Below are 21294 nucleotides of genomic sequence, written 5' to 3'. Positions count from 1 at the left end.
TCCGGCAGAAGCACATCGGAGGCGGGGCCCTTTGCGGTCAGAAGCCGATGGCCACGATCGTGCGCCTGAGCAGGGCCCCTTCTGCGAGGTAGTCGATCGTGCCGAGGTAGCGCCGGTCCGCTTCCAGGCCCGACCAGGTGGCGGTCACAGTGTGGGTGCCACCGCGCCTGGTCTCCAGCGATGCCGGGGCCACGGTCAGGTTCCCGGTGGCCGTCTCGGGGACGACCCAGGTGTGGACCAGTGCCTCCACCGCGGTGGTGGGCGCGTCCCACAGGTCGACGAAGACCATGTAGGTCTGGCCCGCCTCCAGGTCGACGCGCTCGTCCGAGCTCGGCAGCTGCGGAGTACCGAACAGCTCGAGGGTCCCGTCGTCCAGTTTCGTGTAGACGTAGAGGTCGAGGTCGGTGCCGCCGGCGTGGTCGCCGTTGAAGGTCCCGACGCTCCCCATCGCGGCGTCTGCGGGGACGGTGAGCTCGAACGCCTTGGTCTGGTCGCGCTCGACCGGCTCCTCCATCGGGAAGAACGACCGGTCGTGACCGGACAGCGACAGCGTTCGGGTGTCCGAGGCGGCCAGGCCCGAGGCGTCGAGGTCGATCGTGCCGTCGATGCCGGACTGCAGATCGAACTCGGCCGAGCCGTCGGCGCCTGCACCCGTGATCTCGGTCGGGGCGCCGAGGTTCACCGCGCGGAGGGTGATGGGGCTGCGGACCTCGCGCCCCTGCCAGTCGCGCCAGGTCAGCGCCCCGAACGACCATTCGTCGAAGGCCGCGTCGGTGCGGGTGATGGTGAGCGAATACGTCGCCGACGCGCCCGGCTTCACCGCCAGGAACTTGCGGTCCACGGTGACCGTGAAGCCCGGCGGGGCCTCGACGACCGGGTAGTAGACCCCGATCCGGTTGTCCACGTTGGTGACCGTGCGCGTGATGGTCTGCACTCCGGCGAGGTCGCCGACCGCGATCGACGGGTAGTTCAGGTCGCTGGGGTCGAGCGCGCCGTGCTCGGTCTCAGCGGTCTCGCAGGTGTCGGCGGGCGCCACCTCCTGGAACTGGCCGATGGCGCAGCCGTAGCGGATCCAGTCGGTCGCGTCGGAGTCGTAGACCAGGCCCGGGTCGAACATGGCCCGGCCGTCGACGTGCCCGGCACCGGTCTGGAACGGCGTGGCGGGGGCGTCGGCGCCTTGGCGCCCGATCGGGTCGCCTGCAGCGTTCTGGTTGTAGGCGGTGGTCATGATCGCCGACTTGATCGCCATGGGCGACCAGTCGGGGTTGGCGCTCTTGAGGAGCGCCGCCAGGCCGGCGATGTGCGGGCTGGCCATGGAGGTGCCGCTCATGAGGCCGAAGTGGCCGCCGTCGGGGTTCGCCGACGGCAGGTAGCCGGCGAGGATCTCCTCGCCGGGTGCGGTGATGTCGGGCTTGAGCAGGTCGCCGTCGCCGGCGATCGCCGGGCCCTGCGAGGACCAGTCGGTGGAGACCGGCGCGGTCTGGTCGACCGCCTCGAAGCCGTGGGTGGTCACGGTCGCGGCATCGTTGCCCGAGGCGTAGGCCTCGATGGCGTCGCCCGCGGCGAGGCCGGCTCGGGCCGTCCACTGCGGGGCGTCGAAGCCGCTCCCGATGGTGTCCGGCTGGGTGGTGTCGTCGTTGTAGATCAGCGCGAACGCGCCCCCGGCGTCGGCCACGGTCCGGGACTTCTCGTCGAGGAAGTAGATGCCGCGGGCGCAGGCGACCGCCCGGCCCGCGACCTTGGCCGCGTCCAGCGTGCCCGGCGCGCACAGCCGCGCCTCGACCGGATCCGCGCCCGCCGCGGCGACCTCCTGGGCCGGCACCAGGCCCGCCTGGGTCTCGGTGAACCGGGGAGCGCTGGCGGCATAGGGGAAGGTCTGGCCGTCGCCGAGGGTCAGTTCCGCCGCATAGGTGCGGGAGTGCGTGCCGGCGGCGACGGAGGTGATCCACGGTGCATTGTGGCCGGTGGTGCTCGCACCGGCTTCGCCGGAGTTGCCCGCCGAATTGGCGACGAAGACGCCCGCCTCGGCGGCGCCGAAGAGCGCCATCGAGATCGGATCGACGACGGTGTCCCCCGGGCCGCCGAGGGAGATGTTGATGACGTCCACGCCGTCGGCGACCGCCGCGTCGATCGCGGCCACGACGTCGGAGTTCGGGCAGAAGCCGCCGATCGCGATCCAGCAGACCTTGTAGATCGCGAGCCGCGCCGCGGGCGCGATGCCCGAGACCGAGCCGACCGGGACGCCTTCGATGACGGCTTCGGTGTCGAGGTTCCCCGCGGCGGTGGTCGCCACGTGGGTGCCGTGGTTGTACTCCTCGCGGGGCGACTTGAAGCCGTCGACCTCGCTGTGGCCCTCCGAGTCGAACCAGCGGGCCCCGATCACCTTGTTGTTGCAGACGACGTTGTTCTCAGGCGTGTCCTCGCCCTCCTCGCACGTGCCCTTCCACTTGGCGTCGATGACGTCCTGGTCCGGGCGGGGCTCGGGCAGGGGCGCGAACATCGGGTTCTCGGGGATGAAGCCGCCGTCGACGATGCCGATGACGACGCCTTCACCGGCGTGCTCGCCGCCGCCGAACTGCGACTCCCAGGAGCCGTCCGCCCCGGACAGGCCGAGGAACTCGCTCGAGGCGTCCAGCTGGGGCTCCGACAGCCCGTCCGGGATGACCGCGGCGACCCGCTCGTCACCGGCGAGTGCCGCCGCCTCTGCGGCGGTCAGCTCGGCGGCGATGCCGTTGAAGGCGGTGTCGTACGCGACGTCGGGTTCGACGCCGGGCACGTCGGCGAGGACCTCGTCGCGGGCCTCCTCGAGATGTGCGCGGTAGTCCTGCACCGCAGCCGAATCGAAGGCGATGCGCTCGCCCTCGTCCGGAGTGGTGGCCTCGAGTCCGGACACGCCCCCGTCGTAGACGGCGACCGGCTCGTCGACGAACTGGACGATGTAGCGACCGTCCTTGAAGGCGTTCGGAGTCGGGGGGAGCGCCGGTTCGGCGTTGGCCGTGAAGGCGAAGACGCTGAGGCTCGTAGCGGCGACGGCCGTAGCGCTGAACGCCGCTATGACTCGTCGCCGACGACCGGCCCGCCATGATCGCGTGAAGGTCACTGGGGATTCCCTTTCGTGCGGAGGTGGTGAGGGCTCAGAGGACGCGGCCGGCATGAGAGGGAACGCCCTCTCATGCCGGAACGTGATGCCCCCTCCGGAATTATTAGAAGCTTCAACCGAGCTGAGATCGGTTGTCAATTAGGAATGATGCAGATCACCCGAAACGTATTGTTACCGACAAGTAGTACTTATTCGGTTAACCCGACTTATAAAGGGCGCAACGAACATCGCTGTCGGCCTGGTCCGTCACCGGACCAGGCCGCTGCATCGTTCGAGGTCAGTCGCCGACTGCTGTCGCCTCCGCCGGCAGCAGTGCGATCACGAGAGGAATAAGCTCGCGGACGCGATCGCCGCCTCGACCGATTCGGCGAAGGTCGCCGAATCGACGAGTCGGCCCTCGACCATCGCGGTCGGCGTACCGGTCACCCCCTGCTCGCTGGACGCCGAGGCCGTGCCCTCATCGACCCAGCCGCGGTACGTCTCGTCGTCGACGCACGCCTCCCAGTCCGCGCCGAGCCCGATCCCGGTGCCGATGCGCCGCAGCTCGTCGTCGCTGAGGCCCGAGGTGTTCTCGGCCGGCTGGGCCGCGTACAGCGCGAGCGTGTAGTCGAGGAACTCCTGCTCCCCGGTGTCCGCGGCGCACACTGCCGCCGCGGCCGCGCGGGTCGAGTAATCGGTCCCCTGGCTCATGCGGTTGAGGATCGCGATGGGGTGGTAATTGATCTGGACGGCGCCTTCGTCGACCCAGCGCTGCAGGTCGGCAGCGTAGGCGTCCTCGAACTGCTTGCAGGCCGGGCACATGTAGTCGATGTAGAGGTCGATCGCGACCGGTCCGTCGCCGATCGCGACGGCGTAGGTGTCGGTGGTCGCGGCCGCCGGCTCGTTGACGTCGTACTCGATCTCGCGGTTCATCCAGATGCCGAGGCCGAGCAGGCCGCCGATGAGCAGGACGGACGCGCCTATGGCGGTGCCGAAGACGATGCGCTTGCGGCGCGCCTGCGCCTCCTGCTGCCTGCGCAGTGCCGCAGCGGCCTGCTTTCGTGATGAGGTTGCCATCGTTGCGCTCTTTCTTTCGATGCGGCGGACCGCATTCGTGCTGAGTGAAGTCATGGGGAAAGGGGGGCGGACCGCCCGAGCATCGCCGTAGGACCAGGCCGTCGGGCGGCCGTGAAGACACGTCGCCGCTAGGCCGAGCGAGTGCGCGGAGCGCTCGACTCGGCAGGGCGGCAAGCGAAGACGTCATCCGTTCAGCCGCAACGCGGCAACGTCGACGGGGCGAGCGCCTCCGTCGATGAACGGGTTACCGGGAGCAGACCGCCGTCGGCGGGCCGCGTCGCGGCACGGCCGCGGCGAGGAGCGTCAGCTGTGGACGCACACCTTCAAGGGCGCACGCAAGGCGGCGCGGCGGCAGGGCCGGACCTTCCGCCTTGAGCAGCCGCAGCCACAGGCCCGGTCCGAACGCGAGGATGAGCAGCTCGAGAAACGCGGCCAGCGCGGCGTCGCCGCGGGCCAGCCAGACGGCCGTGACCGCCATAGCCAGCGCGTGCGCCAGCAGCATCATCGGGCTCGGCGCAAGATGATGCGCGTGGCCGGAGGCGACCATGAACCACACGTGCAGGCCTGATTGCGCCAGCGCGCAGGCGGCCGCGATCACCCCGGTGCCGCGCTGCCGGTCGCCGAGGCAGTACGCCGGCGGCGCGAGGACTGCGACGGCGGTCGCGAACGTTCCGAAGGAGAGCAGCGACCCGCCGGCCATGAAGTGCAGGGCGGCCGTGACGGCCACGCAGGCCACCGCGAAGACCAGGGCGCGGAGCCCTCGGATCAGCGGCTGACCGATATGCACCGAGTGATTCTCGCATGAAGGCCGCGGCGACCGGGGTCCCGGACCGCGGGCCATGAGCCGCCGGTGCGGCACGGGTAATCTCACTGATCGAACGCAGGGAGGATGCATGGCCGGCAAACGCAGCAGGGCGCAAGGCGAGCTCGAACGCGAGATCCTCGCGATCCTGCGCGCGAACGACCTGCCGCTCAGCGGCAAGGAGATCCTAGAAGTCTTCCCGGGCAGCAAGCCCGCCCACACGACGCTCCTGACCACGCTCGATCGGCTGCGCCTCAAAGGCGATGTCGAGCGCGTGGGCACCGCCGCCCGGAACATGCGGTTCAGGGCCACGCGGACCGACCCGGAGCACACGGGCAAGGCGATGCTCGACAGCCTCACCGAGTCCAGCGACCGGCGGGCCTCCCTGCTCAAGTTCGCCGGCAGCCTCGACCCGGGGGACCTCGAGGTGCTGCGCGACGCCCTGACGCCGAAGGCCCCCAAGCCGCCGAAGGTCGACCGCGGCGAATGATCGCCTTGGCGCTGACGCTCGTCGCCTACGCGCTGACGACTTTGGCCGCCGCCCCGCTGCTGGTCGGCCGCGGCCGATGGCGCGTCCACCGTCCCGGCCTGGCGCTGGCGGTGTGGTTCGCGATGTTCTTCAGCGGCCTGACCGCGGCGGTGGGGAGCCTGGCGGCGGCCGTGGCCGCGGCGCTCGATCAGGTCTTGGCCGCACACCGGGACTCCGACTCGCTGATGGGGCTCCTGGCGGTGATCGCGCTGTGCTGGCTGGGTTTCGGCCCGCTGGGCGCGGTGCTGTTCGTCGTGACGGAGCGGACTCGCCCGATCCTGTTGCGCGAGAGGGCGACCCGTGAAGAACTGACCGAGCTGGTCCGCCGGCTCCGCTACCGGACCGAGCGGTTCGGCGACCTCACCGTGGGCTTCCTGCGCTACGAGCGGGCGTTCGCGTGCACGCTGCAAGGCCCTGACCTGGACGTACTGGTCTCCTCGCGAGCGGCGAGCGCCCTGACGCGAGCCGAGCTCGCGGCGGTCGTCGAGCACGAGCGGGCGCACGTCGACCTCCGGCACGGGCTGGTGCTGCGGTTGGCCGAGGTCAACGCCGCCTGCCTGCCGCGCGTGCGGGCGGCTGCCGAGATGATGCGCTCGAGCGCGCTGCTGGTCGAACTCGTCGCGGACGATGTGGCCGCCCGGCGGTGCGGTGCCGCCGTCGCGGGCGCGTTGCGCACGTTGGGAACGCTCGAAGACGACGAGTCGATGCTGCTGCGCGCCAAGCGACTGGAGCAGCAGCATGGTGCGGCGCGGCGTGCGGTGGTATCCCGCTAGGCGCAGCTCGTTCGATACCTGATGGAATATCGAGGAACCGGCTCGAGACCGCTTCCATTCCGATGCCTCTGAACTGCGTCGAGGCGACTCGGCGGCGGGTCCATGATCGTTCTGTTCTACATCCGATAGATTAAGCGCCGTTCTCACCGCATCTGTCGAGAGGCGCAGTCCTTGGTTCCGGTTCCGACTCGATCACCACTGCGAAGCACGGTGCTGCTCCTCGCAGTCGACGCCGTCGTGCTGGTGCCGCCGCTGGCAACGACCGCGGTCGTCGGCGACACGGGATTCACGCAGGTGGGCCTCGGCTACCCGGGGGCGTTCACGGCGCTCGCCGCGACCGCGCTCCAGTCAGTGGCGCTGCTCGCCTCCTGGCTCACCGTGGGCGGCCTGTGCGTCGCCATGTTCCTGCTGCCGACCAGGCGCACCCGGCCCCAGGCGGTCCACGATGGACCAGAGCTGACGGTCGCCCGCCGGGCCGCGATCGTGTGGGCCCTCGCCGCGGCGGCGATGGTGCCGTTCTCCGCGGCGGACGCGGGCGGCAAGGAGCTGTCGGCCCTCGGCGAGCGCTCGAGCGTGTCGTTCCTGCTGACCTCCACCGACTTCCCGGTCGCCTGGATGATCGCCACCGGGACGGCCGGACTCGCCGCCCTCCTGCTGCGGCACGCGTTCCTGTGGCGGCACCTCATCGGGCCGCTCGCACTTGCCCTACCCGCGATCCTCGCCCCGGTCGTCGTCGGCGACATCCTGGTCGGGCCCGCACACGACCACGGCGGCGACGCCGGCGCGGTCCAGGCCGTAGTCGAGGCCGTCTTCTTCGGCGCGGCGACCGTGCTGGCGCTGCGAGCCGCGGGCGGGACGCCGCCGTCGGTCCCCGCAGTCCGCCGGTTCGCACTGGTCAGCTTGGCTGCGTTGCCGCTGCTCGCGACTGCAGCGCTCGTCCTCCTCCAGTTCAGGATGGCGGGCCTCGCTCCATTGTCGAATCCGACCGGGCGCTGGAGCCTGCTCGCAGTCGGCGCCCTCGCGGCCGCCACCGCAGCAGTGGCGGTTCTGGCCCGCCGACCCGGAGCCCGTCCGGGCGTGCCGCTCGCGGTCATCGCCCTGGCCGGGGCCGTCACCGCCGCCTGCCACGGCGCGATGGGCCGCATCCCGCCGCCGCAGTACTTCGTGCCGACCGAGCTCGTCGAGGTCTTCCTGGGCTACACGCTGCCCGACGCCCCCGATCTCGGCACGCTGCTCACGGCCTGGCGGCCCAACCTGCTGTTCACCCTCATCGCGTTCGCGGCGATCACCTGCTACGGCGCCGCGTGGATCCGCGTCGCCAGGTCCGGCGAGCGGTGGCCGGTCGGCCGCGGCGTCGCCTGGATGCTCGGCTGGACCACCGTCATCGTCGCCACGAGTTCCGGCGTCGGCAAGTACGCCGGCGCCGACTTCGCCCTCCACATGCTCATGCACATGGGGCTCAACATGCTCGCGCCGATGCTCATGGCGCTCGGCGGCGCCGTGACGCTGGTGCTCAAGGCGGCCCGGCCCGCGGGCCGCGGCGAGCCCGTCGGGATCTACGAGTGGACCGGCGAGCTCATGCGCTGGCGGCCGGGGGCGCTGGCGTACCACCCGGTCCTGGTGTTCGCGCTGTTCGTCGGCTCCTACTACGGGCTGTACCTGACGGAGCTGTTCGGGCTGGCCATCCGGTTCCACTGGGCGCACCAGCTCATGAACGTGCACTTCCTGGTCACCGGCTACCTGTTCTACAGCCTCGCCGTCGGCGTCGACCGCGGGCCGCGCCAACTGCCGCACATCGGCCGACTCGGCTTCGTGTTCGCCTCGATGCCGTTCCACGCGTTCTTCGGCGTGATCCTCATGTCGATGTCCACAGTGATCGCCGAGACCTTCTACAACTATCTCGACCAGCCCTGGGCGACCGACCTGGCCGCCTCGCAGCGCGCCGGCGGCGGCATCGCCTGGGCGGGGGCCGAGATCCCGCTGCTCATCCTCATCATCGCGCTGTCGCTGCAATGGGCCCGCAGCGACGAGCGGGAGGCGCTTCGCAAGGACCGGCACTACGACACCGGTCTGGACGACGAGTTCGAGGCGTACAACCGCATGCTGCAGGCGCTCTCCGAGCGCCCCGGCGCGCCGGGCCCGCAGGAGACGCGATCACCATGACCGTCACGGAACCCGCCCCCGAGCGGACGGCGAACTCGTTCGACCTCGACATCGAGGGCATGACCTGCGCGGCCTGCGCGGGCCGAGTCGAGAAGGCCCTCAACCGCGTCCCCGGGGCCGCGGCCACGGTGAACTTCGCGGCCGAGCGCGCCACGGTGACGGGCATCGAGGACGCCGCGCAGGCCGTCGCCGCCGTCGAGCGCGCCGGCTACCGCGCGCAGCCGGTCGGCGCCGACCACGGCCGCTCCCGCGCCGCGGCCTTCGACCGGATCAGGTCCCTGCGGCGGCGGTTGACGATCGCCGCACTCCTGACCGTGCCGCTCATGGACGCCACGATCATCCTCGCCCTCGTCCCCGGTCTGCGCTTCCCGGGCTGGGAGTGGGCGTGCGTCCTCCTGGCGGTGCCGATCGTGACGTGGGCCGCCGCGCCGTTCCACCGTGCAACGTGGAACAACCTGCGCCACGGCACGGTCACCATGGACACCCTCGTCTCGCTCGGCATCGCCGTCGCGTTCGGCTGGGCGGTCGCGTCGATCCTCTGGGGCGGCGACGACGGCGGTCACTGGCTCGGGTTCGGCGTGGCACCCGGTGGCGCGCCTGCGATCTACCTGGACGTCGCCGCCGGGATGACCACGTTCCAGCTCGCCGGCCGCTACTTCGAGGCCAAGGCCAGGCGGCGCGCCGCCGACGTGCTCGAAGCGCTGCGGGCCCTCGAGAGTCCGACCGCGCGGCTGCTGCGCGACGGCGAGGAGCGGATCGTCCCCACCTCCGAGCTGCAGATCGGCGACCACGTCCGGGTGTTCCCCGGCGAGGCGATCCCCACCGACGGCACGGTGGTCGCGGGCCGCTCCGCGATCGACACCAGCGCCATGACCGGCGAACCGGTCCCGCGCGAAGTCCACAGCGGTGACGCGGTCATCGGTGCGACCGCGAGCACCGACGGCGTCATCACCGTCGAGGTCGGGGCCACGGGCGCGGCCACGCAGCTGGCGCGGATGGCCGCGATCGCCGAACGGGCGCAGGAGCGCAAAGCCCGCGTCCAGCGCCTCGCCGACCGCGTCGTGGCCGTGTTCGTGCCCGCGGTCATCGCGATCGCCTCCGCGACCGCGTTCGCGTGGATCCTCGCCGGCGGCAGCGGCGGAGAGGCCGTGAGCGCGGCGGTCGCGGTGCTCATCATCGCCTGCCCGTGCGCGCTCGGCCTCGCCACGCCGACCGCCCTCATGGTCGGCATCGGCCGCGGTGCGCAGCTCGGCATCCTCATGAAAGGCCAGGACGCGCTCGAGGCCTCGGGCCGCATCGACACGATCGTGCTGGACAAGACCGGCACCCTGACCGACGGCCGGATGACGGTCCGCACCGTCGCGATGGTCGGCGACCTCGATGAGTCCACTGTGCTCGCACTGGCGGCGGGCGTGGAGCGGCCCGCGTCGCACGCGGTCGCCCGAGCCGTGGTCGACCGGGCCGCCGAGCTCGGCCTGGAGGTGCCGGAGGTCGACGACTTCGCGCTGATGCCCGGTCTCGGAGCCCGCGGTGTCGTCGACGGGAAGGAGGTCCTCGTCGGTAGCGAGTCCCTCATGGACGATCGCGGCGTCGTGCTCACCGAGGCCGCCTGGGTGGCCGCGATGGGCATCGGCTCGGACGGCGAGACGCTCATGATGGTCGCCGTCGAGGGCCGGATCGAGGCCGTCTTCGGCCTGGCCGACGCCGTCAAGGACTCCGCCGCCGCGGCCGTGGCGCAACTGCACGCGCTCGGGCTGCGCACGATCCTGCTCACCGGCGACGGCCCCGCCGCGGGCCGTGCGGTGGCCGATCGCCTCGGCATCACGGAGGTGCGTGCCGGGGTCCTGCCCGCCGGAAAGGCCGCGGCCGTCGCGGAGCTCCAGGAAGCGGGCCACCGGGTCGCGATGGTCGGCGACGGCGTCAACGACGCGGCGGCCCTCGCGCAGGCCGACCTGGGGCTGGCGCTCGCCTCGGGCACCGACATCGCGCTCCAGTCCGCCGACATCATCCTGGTCCGCGAGGACCTCTCCGCGGTGCCCGACGCCATCAGGCTCTCCCGCCGCATCCTCCGCACGATCAAGGGGAACCTGGCGTGGGCCTTCGGATACAACGTCGCCGCGATCCCCATCGCCGCGCTCGGCCTGCTCAACCCGCTCATCGCCGCGGCGGCGATGTCGCTGTCGTCGATGCTCGTGATCCACAACAGCCTGCGGCTGCGCCGCTTCTCCGGCAGCGGACGGCGAAGCGCCGATCGGCGGGACGAGGTCTGAAGCGGCCCACCGGTCGCGGGGCGAAGGGGCCGTTTACTATTCTACAAACTGTAGAATAACGAGTAGATCGGAAGTCCTCCATGCCGAACGCCCCCACCGGCCGCTTCGTCGCGGCGCTCTGCACCGCAGCCGCGCTCGCTGCCGTCGCCGCCTGCTCCGAGACCCCCGGCACCGCGAACAGCGCGTCCGACGACGGCACCGGCATCGGCGGCGGCGCCACCGAGTACCCGCTCACGATCGAGAACTGCGGCAGCGAAGTGACGTTCGAGGCCCCGCCGGAGAAAGTGGTGATCATGAACGGCGCCTCGGTCGGCGAGGTCGAGTCGCTCCTGACCCTCGGCCTCGAGGACGCGATCCTCGCGAACGTCCAGTCGTACGGGATGTCCGAGGACCCCGCGATGGTCGAGCGGATCGCGGCGCTGCCCGACGGCGGCCTCACCGTCAACGAGAACTTCGACGTCCCCGCCGAGCAGATGCTCGCGCTCGAACCCGACCTCGTGATCTCCACCGCCGCAAGCGGATTCGACCCCGCCTACGGCTTCGCTCCCCGAGACGAGCTCGCCGCTGTCGGCGCGAACACCCTCATCCACCCCGCCAACTGCGCGCTCGGGGCCGCCGACGCCACCGCCGAGCAGCGCGAGGCGCTCGAGAACGCCACAGTCGAGGACTCGTTCGCCTTCCTGCGGCTGCTCGGCAAGGTCTTCGACGTCCAGGACGAGGCCGAAGCCGTCGTCACCGGGCTGAGCGCCCGCATCGACGCGGTCGAAAGCGCCGTGGAGGGCGTCGAACGGCCCACCGCGCTGATCGTCTACCCCGGCATGTCCATGATGAACGCCAACGGCCTGCCCGCGGTCATGTCCGGCGGCATCTTCGACGACGTCCTCCACCGCGCCGGCACCGTCAACTCCTTCGCCGGCGACACCGAGCTCACCGCCTCGCTGAGCCAGGAGCAGCTGGCCGCAGCCGACGTGGACCTGCTGGTCGTCGGCGGGTTCACCCCGGGCGAGGACCTCGACGCCGCCGCGCAGGCCCTGTTCGACGCCTACCCCGACTGGGCCGCCAGCCAGACCGGGAACTACGTGACCGTGTCCGACGGTGTCTACCTCGGACCGCTGAACGCCCTGGCCATCGAGAAGATCGCCCAGCGTGCGCACCCTGACCGCTTCTGAGCACCTGGCCCGCCTGCGGAGCGGCGACCGGACCCGCCGCGCCGCGTCGCTCACCGCACTCGGCGCGGCCCTGCTCGTCCTCGCCGTCTTCGGCGTCGCCGTCGGCTCCGTCCCGGTCGCCCCCGACCGGATCTGGGCCGTGCTCGCCGCCAAAGCGGGCCTCGGCGGCGACCCCACGACGCTGGAGACCACCATCGTCTGGACGCTCCGCCTGCCGCGGGTGGCGATGGCCGTCATCGTCGGCGCGATGCTGTCGCTCGCCGGGGCGGCCCTGCAAGCACTCGTCCGCAACCCGCTCGCCGACCCGTACGTCCTCGGCGTCTCCTCAGGAGCCTCGCTCGGGGCGGTGGCCGTGATGGCCCTCGGCGCGGCATCCCTTGGGGGCCTTCCGGTCCCGGGCGCGGCGTTCATCGCCGCCGCAGCCGTGCTGGCCGCGGTCTACGCCTTCGCGCAACGCGCGGGCTCGTTCACGGACGCGCGCCTCGTGCTCGCCGGCGTCGCCCTCGGATACATCGCGATGGCCGGCACCAGCTTCCTGCAACTGCAGGCCGAACCGGCGGAGCTGCGCGGCATCATGTTCTGGACCATGGGGAGCCTCGCCGGCGCCCGCTGGGAGGCGCTGCCGATCCCGGCCCTCGCACTCATCGCGGTCGGCGCCTGGCTGCTCGCGCAGGGCCGCCCGCTGAACGCGCTCGCACTCGGCGACGACGACGCGGTCGCCGTGGGCGCCGACCTCAAACGCCTGCGGCTCGGGCTGCTCGCCGCCTCGGCCGTACTGACCGCGGTCGCCGTGAGCGTCGCCGGGGGGATCGGCTTCATCGGCCTCATCGTCCCGCACATCATGCGCCTGGCGGTGGGCGCCGACCACCGGATCCTCCTCCCCGCGTCCGCGCTCGGCGGTGCCGTGATGCTCGTCGGGGTCGACCTCGTCGCGCGCACCGTCGGCAGCCCGAACGAGTACCCGATCACGATCTTCACCGCGCTCATAGGCGGGCCGTTCTTCCTGTGGCTCATGCGCGCCCGCGACAAGGAGGCGGCATGAAGGTGCTCCTGCGCGACATCACCGCCGCCTTCGGCCGCACGGAAGTGCTGCGGGGCATCGACTTGGACGTGCCCGACGGGTCGATGACGGCGATCGTCGGCCCGAACGGCTCGGGGAAGTCGACGCTGCTGCGGGTGATCTACGGCGGGCTCCGCCCCGACCGCGGCACTGTCCACATCGGTGACACCGACGTGCTCGCGGCCTCGCCGCGGCGCGTCGCGGCCCTGCGCGGTGTCGTACCGCAGCAGCAGCCGGCCGCCGGGGGCCTGCGCGTCGCCGACGTGGTCGCCACCGCCCGGCAGCACCGCTGGTACGAGCGGGAGACGGCCGCCGACGTCGACGCCATCGGCTCGGCCATGGAGCGGTGCGGGGCCGCGCACCTGCTCGGGCGGCGCTTCGACTCGCTGTCGGGCGGTGAGCGCCAGCGGGTCCTCCTGGCCCGCGCCCTCGCGCAAGGGGCTCCGGTCCTTCTGCTCGACGAGCCGACGAACCACCTCGACCCGGGAGCGCAGCTCGAACTGCTCGCCATCGTCCGCTCCCTTGCGACCACCCGGATCATCGTGCTGCACGACCTCGACCACGCACTGGCGCACGCGGACCGAGTGGCCGTCCTCCACGAAGGCCGGGTGCTGGCCGCGGACGAACCCGAGCGGGCACTGTCGCCCGCGACCGTCCAGGCCGCCTTCGGGCTGCGTTCGGCGATCGCACCGCACCCGCTCACCGGCCGCCCGCACCTGACGTGCGCGCTGCCGGACTGACGAGCCCGCGAGCAATCAAGGCCCACAGGCCGTCAACGACGACCTGTGGGCCCGGAGCCATACCGCCGGTCGACGAGCGACCAGCCCTGACGCCGTTCCAGCGCCCGAAAAGCATTGAAGCCCCGGCAAGGCCGAGGCTTCTGAGCTTTGTATCTACTTGTACTCCCGAGCGGATTCGAACCGCCGTTTCCGCCTTGAGAGGGCAGCGTCCTAGGCCCCTAGACGACGGGAGCTTGGCCTGTGTTGTTCGCGGCTTGCCGCGGCAACGACGACAACTATACATGGATTGCCCCGGGGGTCCGCAAGCGGGATGCCGCTTGTGATGCGGCCAACCCCTAGGGCCCTTCGCGAGCGAGCGCGGGCCGGGCCGGTGCCGACACCTTCTCAGGTGAACCCCCGTGGCACCGGGCTCCGGCCCGCCGAGCGACTGTAACGCGATCCGCCGCCGGGCGGCGGGCGATCCTACTGGTTGGCGGTCTCGGCCTGGCCGGTGATCTCGTCGAGCCAGGCGGCGTCGACGCCGTCGTCGTAGTTCACGAGCTTCGCGGTGTACGCGGTGTCGCCGGCCTTCGCGGAGACGCTGGCGATGACGCCGACGGTGGTCACGCAGATCTCGTACGCGCCCACGGCCGAGTCCGCCGAGCCCTGCACGCTGACGCAGTCGGCCAGCTCGCCGGCGAGCGTGGTGTTGGAGAACTCGGTCGAGGCCGACGGGTCCGCAGCGGTCTCGGAGAGCCAGGAGGCCACGGTCTCCTCGGGGGGCAGGATGCCCTCGAGCTCCTGGCTCAGCCATACGGCGAGATCGGCCGGGTCCTCCCCGGCCCACAGGCGGGGCCGTTCGCCGACGACGACGGCCGCGGTCCCGGCCTCCGGGTCCACCGCGACCAGGACCGACTCCTCCGAGCCCTCGATGAGGTACTCGGCGGTGTAGGCGGGCTGGTCGCCTTCGACCAGGCGGCCGCTCAACTCGGTGAGCGCGGTCTGGTCCTCCGAGGTCGACTCACCGCCTTCCGCCTGGTCCGAGCAGCCGGCGAGGGCGAGGACCGCCGCCGCGCTCAATACAGCGCAGTGCCGCAGGGGCTTCTGCAGGATCATGGGGCTCCACTTCCATTGCGCGAGGCGAGGGGGGATTGCCGTAGCGCGGCGGCATCCGGGGGCACGCCTAGCACAGGTGTCTGATCTGAGATAGGACTCCACCATATAGCGGTCCGTCCACGCCCCATGTAACACGAGCGCCCGCGTCGCGGGCAACACCAATTCCCGACGCGCGGCAGCGGCAGGACGCGCCCTTTTAGCGGCTCGGAGGCATCGCCGACCCGCACAGGGCGTATCCTCGGGAGCTGTGGCCGACGCAGTGTCGGGTCGGCCGAAATCCTTCGGACACGGCCCGGTAATGGGGCCGGTCGTCAGATTCGGCTATTTCAGGAGTGACAGTGGCTGCAATTGAAGACATCCGGGCAAGGGAGATCCTCGACTCCCGCGGGAACCCCACCGTCGAAGTGGAGATCCTGCTCGACGACGACACGCTGCAGCGGGCGGCCGTCCCGTCCGGCGCCTCCACCGGCGCCTTCGAAGCCATCGAGCTGCGCGACGGCGACAAGAAGCGCTACCTCGGCAAGGGCGTCGAGAAGGCCGTCGACAACGTCAACGGCCCGATCCGCGAGGCCCTGATCGACATCGAGGCCTCCGAGCAGCGCCTGGTCGACCAGGCCCTCCTCGACGCCGACGGCACCCCCGACAAGTCCAACCTGGGCGCGAACGCGATCCTCGGCGCCTCCCTGGCCGCGGCCAAGGCCGCCGCCGACTCCGCCGAGCTGCCGCTCTACCGCTACCTGGGCGGCCCGAACGCGCACCTGCTCCCGGTGCCGATGATGAACATCCTCAACGGCGGCTCCCACGCGGACTCCAACGTCGACGTGCAGGAGTTCATGGTCGCCCCGATCGGCGCCCCCACCTTCAAGGAGGCCCTGCGCTGGGGCGCGGAGACCTACCACGCGCTCAAGTCGGTCCTCAAGGAGCGCGGCCTCTCCACCGGCCTCGGCGACGAGGGCGGCTTCGCCCCGAACCTCGACTCGAACCGCGCCGCGCTCGACCTGATCGCGGTCGCCGTCGAGAAGGCCGGCTACAAGCTCGGCACCGACATCGCCTTCGCGATGGACGTGGCCGCCACCGAGTTCTACACCGACGGCGCCTACCTCTTCGAGGGCCAGAAGAAGTCCGGCGAGGAGATGAGCGCCTACTACGAGGAGCTCATCGGCGCCTACCCGTTCGTGTCCATCGAGGACCCGCTCTCCGAGGACGACTGGGCCGGCTGGTCCGCGCTCACCGCGAAGGTCGGCTCCCGCCTGCAGATCGTCGGCGACGACCTGTTCGTCACCAACCCCGAGCGCATCCGCCGCGGCATCGACGAGAAGGCCGCCAACGGCCTCCTCGTCAAGGTGAACCAGATCGGCACGCTCACCGAGACCACCGACGCCGTCGAGATGGCCCACCGCGCGGGCTTCGGCTGCATGATGAGCCACCGCTCCGGTGAGACCGAGGACACCACGATCGCCGACCTGGCCGTCGCGATGTCCTGCGGCCAGATCAAGACCGGCGCCCCGGCCCGCTCGGACCGCGTCGCCAAGTACAACCAGCTGCTGCGCATCGAGGAAGACCTCGGCGACGCCGCCCGCTACGCCGGCGCCTCGGCGTTCCCCAAGTTCGGGAAGTAGCGGCGACACCGCGAACCGACAGGCCCCCGCGCCGAGCCGATCGACGCCCCGCAAAGCGTCGCCGAAGCTGGCGCGGGGGCCTTCGGCCTGCCCCGATCGACTAGGCTGGGCCCGTGAACGCGAGCCGCCGACCAAGCCACCCGGGAGCACGGTCCACCGGACCCGGCCGCACCCGTGCCGCCCGCCGGCCCGCCCCCGGGACCGGCCGCGCCGAGGTCAAGCGGGTCCGCTACCGCCCCGGCCGCAAGGTCTCCCGCCGCGCCGCGATCGTCGCCCTCGTCCTCTCCGCGCTGGCCCTCGCCTACGCCTACCCGCTGCGGACCTACGTCGAGCAGCGCATCGAGATCAACCGGCTCGAGGCCGAGCAGTCGGCCCAGTCCGAGAACATCGAGGAGCTCGCGGCCGAGCGCGCCAAATGGGACGACCCCGAGTACGTCAAGGCCCAGATCCGCTCCAGCCTCCTCCTCGTCCAGCCCGGTGAGGACCTCGTCATCGTCATCGACGAGGACGACCCCAAGCACACCGGTGGCGCAGACGACGAAGCGGCCGAGGACACGACCTGGTACGACGAGCTGGCCGATACCTTTGCAGACGCTGACCGGCTCGAACCAGACGAAACAGAGGAACCAGCAGAGTGAAGGCCGTGCCACCGCAGGACGCACCATCGACGACGGCACCGAACGGCGGAACGCTGTGAAGCCCGCCGACTGGCCCCAGCGGCCCGAACCCGTCACCGAGGCCGACGCCGCAGCCGTTCGCAAGCAGCTCGGACGCCCCATCCGCGGCGCCCACGCCGTCGCGTGGCGCTGCCCGTGCGGCCAGCCCGCCGTGGTCGAGACCGAACCGCGCCTGCCCGACGGCACGCCCTTCCCGACCACGTACTACCTGACCTGCCCGAAGGCCGCCTCGGCCATCGGCCGCCTCGAAGGCGGCGGGGTCATGAAGGACATGAACGCCGCCCTGGGCGACGACCCCGAGCTCGCCGCGCAGCACCGCCGCGCGCACGAGGACTACCTCGCCCGCCGCGCCAGGCTCGGCGACGTACCCGAGATCGCCGGCATCTCCGCCGGCGGACTGCCCGACCGCGTCAAATGCCTGCACGCCCTCGTCGGCCACGCTCTCGCCGCGGGACCCGGCGTCAGCCCCATGGGCGACCAGGCCATCGAGATGCTCCCCGAATGGTGGCAGCGCAGCAGCTGCGCCACGGGAACCGAGGAGGACGAATGACCCGCCGCGTGGCCGGCATCGACTGCGGCACCAACTCCATCCGCCTCCTCATCGCCGACGTCGACGATGCGGGACGCCTCCACGACGTGGTGCGCCGCATGGAGGTCGTGCGCCTCGGCGAAGGCGTCGACCGCACCGGACGCCTCTCCGACGCCGCGCTCGAACGCACCCGCGTCGCGCTGGCCGACTACACCGCCCAGATCCGCGAGCACGGGGTCGAGGCGGTGCGCATGGTCGCGACCTCCGCGAGCCGCGACGCCGCGAACGCCGCCGACTTCAAGGCCATGGTCCTGGCCGAGCTCGGCCAGGACCCCGAGGTCATCTCCGGCGACGAGGAGGCCCGCCTCTCCTTCACCGGCGCGGTCGCGACGCTGCCTGTCCATGAAGGACAGCGCCTGCTCATCGACATCGGCGGCGGCTCGACCGAGTTCGTGCGCGGCACCGGGGCCGATGTGGTGGCCGCGATCTCGGTGAACGTGGGCTGCGTGCGGATGACCGAGCGGCACTTGCGATCCGACCCGCCGCAGGCGGACGAGGTCGCCGAGGCCGTCACCGACATCACCGGCATCGCCGACGGGGCACTGGCGGTCGCCGACGCGGACCGCGAGGCCACGGAGCTCGTGGCCGTGGCGGGGACGGCGACCACTATCGCCGCGATCGCCTTGGGACTCAAGGCCTATGACGCGGCGGCGATCGACGGTACCCGGCTCTCGTACGAGCAGGTCGCGCAGGTGACCGCCGATCTGGCCGCCGCGGACCACGAAGCGCGCCTGGCGATCCCGGTGATGCACCCGGGCCGCGCGGACGTCATCGTCGGCGGCGCGCTCGTGCTGCGAACGATCATGGAGCGCAGCGGCATCGGCTCGGTGCTCATCAGCGAGCACGACATCCTCGACGGCATCGCCCTGTCGGCATAAGCGAAGCAAGACGACACGAAGGCGGCCCCGCGTCTGCGGGGCCGCCTTCGTGTTGGTGAGGTGCGCTCGCGGTCGAGCGGATGCGCTCGCCTTCGGGGTGTTGTCGGACCCCTCTGCAACCATGGGAATTGGGGGGCCCAGGGATGTCCGATTTGAAGGCCAGCGCCGGAAATATTGGGATATTCCGGCGCTGAGGCCTACGCGTTCTGGAGTTCCCGCTCCGGCGCCTTCGCCGAGGCCCGCCACATCTCGGCCGCGAGCCAGAGCGCCGCGACCGTCACCATTGCGCCCCAGGCGATCCGGCCGCTGTGCGGCAGGAAGTACTGCGGGAGCATCGTCGCCAGGAGTACCGCGAGCGGGACGGCGCTCCACTTGTGCAGCGTGCCCGAGCGCCACACCGCCACCGCCGCCAGTACTGCGGCGACCGCGATCAGCACGAGGCCGATCAGGAAGACGCCCATCGCGGTCGGGTCGTACCGGAACGCCTCGCCGACCTCGGTCATCGTCGCGTCGCCGTTTTCGACGGCCCGCTCGCCGATCGCCTTGAGGCCGTAGACCTCCGCGCCGTAGTACGAGATCGTCAGGGCCGAACCGATGTAGCCGATCGTCGCGGCGATGAAGGCCGTCTTCTCGTTCCGGGTGCCCTCGAGGTGGCCGCGCAGGGCGCCGTAGCCGAGCGGGAAGAGGATGAGGCCCACGATCGCAGCGAGGTGGGCGACCGACCAGCCGGCGCTGGTCCAGGACTCGGCCCCTTCGAGCGTGGTCTGGTCGACGCGCGGCGCGGCGGCCTCGTAGATGGCGAAGAGGACGCCGGCGAGTCCGAATGCCAAGGCGCCCATGCGGGCTCGGGGGTCGGTCGGGGGCTTGGACATGACTGCTCCTTAGGGGTTCACTGCTCATATTCGAGAGCACTGCTCTCTGTTGAGAGCAATGATTGCACACGCGCGCCGGCAATGCAAGAGCGGTGCTCTCGTTTCGGTACACTGGCCTGATGAACGCGCCGAGAACCGCCAGAGAGCGCGCCCGCGCCGAGCTCACCGCCGAGATCCTCGCCGCGGCCCGCCGCCAGCTCCGCGAAGAGGGCGCCGCCCTGCTCTCGCTGCGCTCAGTCGCCCGGGAGCTCGGGATGGCCTCCTCGGCCGTCTACCGCTACTTCGCCAGCCGCGATGAACTCCTCACCGCCCTGATAGTGCAGTCCTACAGCGAGATCGGCGAAGCCGCCGAGAACGCCGACCGCCCCGGCGCCGCGCCGCAGGAGCGCTGGCTCGCCGTCTGGCGTGCGGTGCGGGAGTGGTCCCTGGCCCACCGGCACGAGTACGCGCTCATCTTCGGCACGCCCGTCCCCGGCTACGCCGCCCCGCACATCACCATCGAGGTCGCCGGCCGCATGCCGCTCACCCTCGCACGGATCGTCGCCGACACCCGGCGGGACGGAAACCTCACGCCCGCAACCGGTCCGATCTGCCCCACCGAGGCCATCGCGCCGGGCATGCTGACGCTCCTGGCCGGCGAGCAGTTCAGCCCCGACGAGGTCGCCCGGCTCATCTTCTGCTGGAACCGCCTCGTGGGCATCATCGGCTACGAGCTGCACGGCCACCTCGCGAACGTCACCGCCGACGACGCCCTGTTCTTCGACCACACGGCCCGCACCGAAGGCGCGTACATCGGCCTGCCGTTCAGCTGAGGCGGTCCGGCGCCGTCACAGCCGTGGCGGTCTGCGCTCAGTTCCCGAGGGCCAGCGCGACCACGATCGCCGCGATCACCAGCACGACGCCGATAGCGGCGACGATCCACGGCCAGCGCCGCAGCGGCTTGTGCTCGGCCACATCGCCGACGACGACGGTGACGTTGTCCGGCCCGCCGCCTTCGAGGGCGAGGCGCACGAGCTCGTCCGCGGCGGCCTGGGGGTCGGCGAAGTCGCGGAGGACGTTCTCGATCACGGCGTCGTCGACCACGTCGCTGAGGCCGTCGGAGCAGAGCATGTACCGGTCGCCGATGAGGGCCGGGCGGGTCTCGAAGTGCGCCGGGGCGGGGTTGGCCTGGAGCACGCGGGTGACGACGGACTTGTACGGGTGGTCCTGGGCTTCGGCGGGGGTGATCGCGCCTTCGTCGACGAGGTGCTGGACGTACGAGTCGTCCACCGTGACCTGCACGAAGTCCTCGCCGCGCACCTGGTACGCCCGGGAGTCTCCGATGTGGACGATGTCGACCGCGTTGTCGCCCAGCCACAGTCCGGTGAGCGTGGTCGCCATGCCCTCGGACTCGGGGTTCTCGGCGACGGCCGCGCGGATGCGGTCGCGGGCGGCCTCGACGACCGCGCCCAGTTCGGCGGTGGCCTCGACGGGGGAGCGGCGGGCGAGCCGTGTCACCTCGGCGATGGTCACGCCGCTGGCGACCTCGCCGGCGGCCGCGCCGCCCACGCCGTCGGCGACCGCGAGGAGCCTGCGCGACGCGAGGTGGGAGTCCTCATTCAGGTCGCGGACTTTGCCCACGTCGGTCGCGGCGCCGTAGCGCCAACGCAATTCGGTCACAGGCGATCACCACTGATTCCGCACCGGGATTCGGCTGTCTGTTCAAAGCTTGGCCGTTCGAGGGACATGGGCGCAAGTGTAGTGTCCCGCCACTCACAGCATGCGACCGTTGATCCCGGTGCGCCCGCCCTCGCCCGCACTGCGGTGTATCCCCCGTTCGTGCCACCCTGCGACTCCGGTGCTGAGCTGCGAGGACACCACCTTTACAGTGGATTCAGCCCGCCTTGCCAGCCCTCGAGGAGC

Annotated in this window: 18 protein-coding genes and 1 tRNA gene; 12 read left to right on the top strand and 7 right to left on the bottom strand. The window is 71.4% G+C overall.

What is annotated here, in order from left to right; all coding sequences use genetic code 11:
- Positions 1–37 precede the first annotated feature (37 nt).
- The 3 genes from AB0I03_RS12715 to AB0I03_RS12705 all read right to left on the bottom strand — a co-directional run bounded on the left by AB0I03_RS12715 (position 38) and on the right by AB0I03_RS12705 (position 4943).
- Entirely contained in the window at positions 38–3100 is a 3063-nt protein-coding gene (locus AB0I03_RS12715; protein ID WP_360410920.1) for a S8 family serine peptidase, read from the bottom strand.
- A 318-nt stretch (positions 3101–3418) separates the two neighbouring features.
- Positions 3419–4156 carry a thioredoxin domain-containing protein gene (locus AB0I03_RS12710; RefSeq protein ID WP_360410917.1) on the bottom strand — a complete coding sequence of 246 codons (738 nt, stop codon included), beginning with the start codon at positions 4154–4156 and terminating at the stop codon, positions 3419–3421.
- A 244-nt stretch (positions 4157–4400) separates the two neighbouring features.
- Positions 4401–4943 carry a hypothetical protein gene (locus AB0I03_RS12705; protein ID WP_360410914.1) on the bottom strand — a complete coding sequence of 181 codons (543 nt, stop codon included), beginning with the start codon at positions 4941–4943 and terminating at the stop codon, positions 4401–4403.
- A 106-nt stretch (positions 4944–5049) separates the two neighbouring features.
- Between AB0I03_RS12705 and AB0I03_RS12700 the strand changes: the two genes are divergently transcribed.
- From AB0I03_RS12700 to AB0I03_RS12670, 7 genes are all read left to right on the top strand, one after another.
- Positions 5050–5448, top strand: coding sequence for a BlaI/MecI/CopY family transcriptional regulator (locus AB0I03_RS12700; RefSeq protein WP_360410911.1), 399 nt, complete (start codon positions 5050–5052; stop codon positions 5446–5448).
- The gene (locus tag AB0I03_RS12695) at positions 5445–6260 is read left to right on the top strand and encodes a M48 family metalloprotease (protein WP_360410908.1); all 816 of its coding nucleotides are present in this window, start codon (positions 5445–5447) and stop codon (positions 6258–6260) included. Before AB0I03_RS12700 ends, AB0I03_RS12695 begins: the two co-directional genes overlap by 4 nt.
- Before the next feature lie 210 nt (positions 6261–6470).
- The gene (locus tag AB0I03_RS12690; protein ID WP_360410905.1) at positions 6471–8423 is read left to right on the top strand and encodes a cytochrome c oxidase assembly protein; all 1953 of its coding nucleotides are present in this window, start codon (positions 6471–6473) and stop codon (positions 8421–8423) included.
- A complete protein-coding gene (locus AB0I03_RS12685) occupies positions 8420–10693 on the top strand; it encodes a heavy metal translocating P-type ATPase (RefSeq protein ID WP_360410902.1) in 2274 nt (757 codons plus the stop codon). The genes AB0I03_RS12690 and AB0I03_RS12685 overlap by 4 nt, the downstream gene beginning before the upstream one ends.
- Before the next feature lie 80 nt (positions 10694–10773).
- Positions 10774–11862 (top strand): ABC transporter substrate-binding protein, encoded by a 1089-nt coding sequence (locus AB0I03_RS12680; protein ID WP_360410899.1) that lies wholly within the window; start codon positions 10774–10776, stop codon positions 11860–11862.
- Positions 11840–12904: an iron ABC transporter permease gene (locus AB0I03_RS12675; RefSeq protein WP_360410896.1), complete on the top strand. Its 1065-nt coding sequence runs from the start codon at positions 11840–11842 to the stop codon at positions 12902–12904. Before AB0I03_RS12680 ends, AB0I03_RS12675 begins: the two co-directional genes overlap by 23 nt.
- Positions 12901–13662, top strand: a complete 762-nt coding sequence (locus tag AB0I03_RS12670) for an ABC transporter ATP-binding protein (RefSeq protein WP_360410893.1) — start codon at positions 12901–12903, stop codon at positions 13660–13662. The genes AB0I03_RS12675 and AB0I03_RS12670 overlap by 4 nt, the downstream gene beginning before the upstream one ends.
- Before the next feature lie 160 nt (positions 13663–13822).
- Here AB0I03_RS12670 and AB0I03_RS12665 read toward each other — a convergent pair.
- Positions 13823–13895: transfer RNA gene (locus AB0I03_RS12665), tRNA-Glu, on the bottom strand.
- A 229-nt stretch (positions 13896–14124) separates the two neighbouring features.
- On the bottom strand, positions 14125–14757 hold the full coding sequence (locus AB0I03_RS12660; RefSeq protein ID WP_360410890.1) for a hypothetical protein: 633 nt from the start codon (positions 14755–14757) through the stop codon (positions 14125–14127).
- Positions 14758–15095: 338 nt separating this feature from the next.
- Here AB0I03_RS12660 and eno point away from each other — a divergent pair, with 338 nt between their 5' ends.
- From eno to AB0I03_RS12640, 4 genes are all read left to right on the top strand, one after another.
- Complete coding sequence (eno, locus tag AB0I03_RS12655; protein WP_360410887.1) at positions 15096–16376, top strand: phosphopyruvate hydratase; 1281 nt, start codon at positions 15096–15098, stop codon at positions 16374–16376.
- Positions 16377–16489: 113 nt separating this feature from the next.
- Positions 16490–17014 (top strand): septum formation initiator family protein, encoded by a 525-nt coding sequence (locus AB0I03_RS12650; RefSeq protein WP_360410884.1) that lies wholly within the window; start codon positions 16490–16492, stop codon positions 17012–17014.
- A gap of 55 nt (positions 17015–17069) precedes the next feature.
- Complete coding sequence (locus AB0I03_RS12645; protein ID WP_360410881.1) at positions 17070–17603, top strand: DUF501 domain-containing protein; 534 nt, start codon at positions 17070–17072, stop codon at positions 17601–17603.
- Positions 17600–18520: a Ppx/GppA phosphatase family protein gene (locus AB0I03_RS12640; protein WP_360410878.1), complete on the top strand. Its 921-nt coding sequence runs from the start codon at positions 17600–17602 to the stop codon at positions 18518–18520. The genes AB0I03_RS12645 and AB0I03_RS12640 overlap by 4 nt, the downstream gene beginning before the upstream one ends.
- Before the next feature lie 197 nt (positions 18521–18717).
- Here AB0I03_RS12640 and AB0I03_RS12635 read toward each other — a convergent pair whose 3' ends face one another.
- Positions 18718–19392: a hypothetical protein gene (locus tag AB0I03_RS12635; RefSeq protein ID WP_360410875.1), complete on the bottom strand. Its 675-nt coding sequence runs from the start codon at positions 19390–19392 to the stop codon at positions 18718–18720.
- Positions 19393–19511: 119 nt separating this feature from the next.
- Between AB0I03_RS12635 and AB0I03_RS12630 the strand changes: the two genes are divergently transcribed.
- Positions 19512–20204, top strand: a complete 693-nt coding sequence (locus tag AB0I03_RS12630; RefSeq protein WP_360410871.1) for a TetR/AcrR family transcriptional regulator — start codon at positions 19512–19514, stop codon at positions 20202–20204.
- Positions 20205–20241: 37 nt separating this feature from the next.
- Here AB0I03_RS12630 and AB0I03_RS12625 read toward each other — a convergent pair whose 3' ends face one another.
- The gene (locus tag AB0I03_RS12625; RefSeq protein WP_360410868.1) at positions 20242–21051 is read right to left on the bottom strand and encodes a protein phosphatase 2C domain-containing protein; all 810 of its coding nucleotides are present in this window, start codon (positions 21049–21051) and stop codon (positions 20242–20244) included.
- Positions 21052–21294 lie beyond the last annotated feature (243 nt).

This window comes from Glycomyces sp. NPDC021274, assembly GCF_040641195.1.
Lineage (GTDB): Bacteria > Actinomycetota > Actinomycetes > Mycobacteriales > Micromonosporaceae > Glycomyces.
This window is presented reverse-complemented; position numbering and strand designations above follow the sequence as displayed.

Coding starts and splice junctions, on each gene's coding strand:
- AB0I03_RS12660 (WP_360410890.1), bottom strand. CDS start 14,757: ATGATCCTGCAGAAGCCCCTGCGGCACTGCGCTGTATTGAGCGCGGCG.
- AB0I03_RS12710 (WP_360410917.1), bottom strand. CDS start 4,156: ATGGCAACCTCATCACGAAAGCAGGCCGCTGCGGCACTGCGCAGGCAG.
- AB0I03_RS12640 (WP_360410878.1), top strand. CDS start 17,600: ATGACCCGCCGCGTGGCCGGCATCGACTGCGGCACCAACTCCATCCGC.
- AB0I03_RS12685 (WP_360410902.1), top strand. CDS start 8,420: ATGACCGTCACGGAACCCGCCCCCGAGCGGACGGCGAACTCGTTCGAC.
- AB0I03_RS12700 (WP_360410911.1), top strand. CDS start 5,050: ATGGCCGGCAAACGCAGCAGGGCGCAAGGCGAGCTCGAACGCGAGATC.
- AB0I03_RS12695 (WP_360410908.1), top strand. CDS start 5,445: ATGATCGCCTTGGCGCTGACGCTCGTCGCCTACGCGCTGACGACTTTG.
- AB0I03_RS12670 (WP_360410893.1), top strand. CDS start 12,901: ATGAAGGTGCTCCTGCGCGACATCACCGCCGCCTTCGGCCGCACGGAA.
- AB0I03_RS12630 (WP_360410871.1), top strand. CDS start 19,512: ATGAACGCGCCGAGAACCGCCAGAGAGCGCGCCCGCGCCGAGCTCACC.
- AB0I03_RS12680 (WP_360410899.1), top strand. CDS start 10,774: ATGCCGAACGCCCCCACCGGCCGCTTCGTCGCGGCGCTCTGCACCGCA.
- AB0I03_RS12635 (WP_360410875.1), bottom strand. CDS start 19,392: ATGTCCAAGCCCCCGACCGACCCCCGAGCCCGCATGGGCGCCTTGGCA.